Source organism: Thiorhodococcus minor, from assembly GCF_010820565.1.
GTDB lineage: Bacteria > Pseudomonadota > Gammaproteobacteria > Chromatiales > Chromatiaceae > Thiorhodococcus > Thiorhodococcus minor.
Genome location: NZ_JAAIJQ010000242.1, coordinates 1 through 1,540, shown reverse-complemented (window position 1 = coordinate 1,540; position 1,540 = coordinate 1). Strand labels below are relative to the sequence as shown.

The following is a 1,540-nucleotide window of genomic DNA, read 5'->3' as shown; positions in this document are numbered from 1 at the left end:
GAGCCCTCGGCCTCGAAAAGCTATTTTCTATACCCCCTGCGTACCTCCTCGATCCCGGGCTTGTCCAACAACCGGTTGGGCGTCCTGTCGACCGGCTTGGCTCAAGGAGCCAACCCAATGGCCGAGCCATTCGGCGAGCACGTCGGCGAGCCGCCGTCGACGGCCGAGGTGACGCATGATCTCTCGACGGTACAGCCCCTTCTGCCGCTCTCGTCGCAACCACCGCAACCCACGATCGGCATGCCCATGCCCGCATCCGATCCGGCACTGCGCACGCTGCACGACTGCGACATGCAAGCGGTCAGCGAAGGCCGCAGCACCTGTCCGTGATGACCGCAACCGCAGGATGCCATCCGAGGCGCGTTTAACCATGTCACGACTATGCAAGCGATTTTTCATTCCTTTCGTGATCGCTCTGGTAGCGGTTTCCACCACTTCGGCGGAAGAGATCCGCGATTTCTATGCCGAGCCTGGGCTCCATCCCTTCAAGGAAAAGGTCCATCACCTGAACGAAACGATCGACCCCTTCTCCGGCACCCTTCAGTTGGCGCACACCGACATCACCATCCCGGGTAATGGCGGCCTGGATATCAACATTTCGCGCTTCTATACCAACCCGCAGACCGCGCTGGAATGGACCGAAGGCATTGTCGGCATCGGTTGGACCATGCATTTCGGTCGCATCGTGGCCCCGTCGGCCCATTGGGATAAAGCCTGTAGCCAACAATCCCATGCAGGCTCCACGGCGGACAATCCCTCCCTCGAACACCCGGATGGTGCGCGAGAACTGTTGGTCTTGGCGACCGACAACAGCGGCGATCTTGTCACCAAGAGCAATTGGCGCGTGCACTGCACCGGCGCCTTCGCCTTTGAGGTGCACTCGCCGGATGGCTTGACCTATCTGATGGATCGCCTCGCCGCGTCCGAGGACGGTCAGAACAGGAGCTGGTACACCAGCCGCATCACCGATCTGCGCGGCAACAGCATCGAGATCGTCTACATCGGCCTCTATCAGGTCTATGTGAGCGAAGTGCGGGCGAGCGACGGTCGCGAGGTGACCTTCGAGTACGACAGCGAGGGGCCCTGCAGAAAGCTCGAGAGCATCACGGCCAACGGCGAAACCTGGACCTACCAGTTCGAGCCAGTGACGGACCCTGGGTGCATGATGTTCCTGACCGAGGTGAATCTCCCGTCCGGGGAACGCTGGCAGTACGACTACTATCGGGATCCTTTCAGCAGCACGCCGGGGCGTCTTTCGCTGAGCAAAGTCGTCTATCCCCGCGGAGGGGAGGTGACCTACACCTACCAGCAAGTCTATTTCAATCAGAAGATCGTTCCACCCTGGACCCCGACGACCAGCGTTCAAGCCAAGAGCACTTTCACCAGCCTCCCGGATGGGGGCGTGGAACAGCACCATTGGACCTACAGCTTCTCGCCGGGTGGACGGGAGGCGCAGTGCTCCGCCAATGCCATGGACTTAAGCCGCCCGGCAGTACGCCGGGTGGAATCCGGGCTTGAGCTTGCCGGGATTGAGGCGTGG

Annotated in this window: 2 protein-coding genes; both read left to right on the top strand. The window is 61.2% G+C overall.

Going from position 1 to position 1,540, the window contains the following annotated elements; translation table 11 throughout:
* On the top strand, positions 1-330 hold a 330-nt coding region (locus tag G3446_RS27805; protein WP_209262662.1), incomplete at its 5' end, for a hypothetical protein.
* 16 nt (positions 331-346) lie between these two features.
* The coding region (locus G3446_RS26655; RefSeq protein ID WP_164456673.1) for a hypothetical protein at positions 347-1,540 on the top strand (1,194 nt) is incomplete at its 3' end.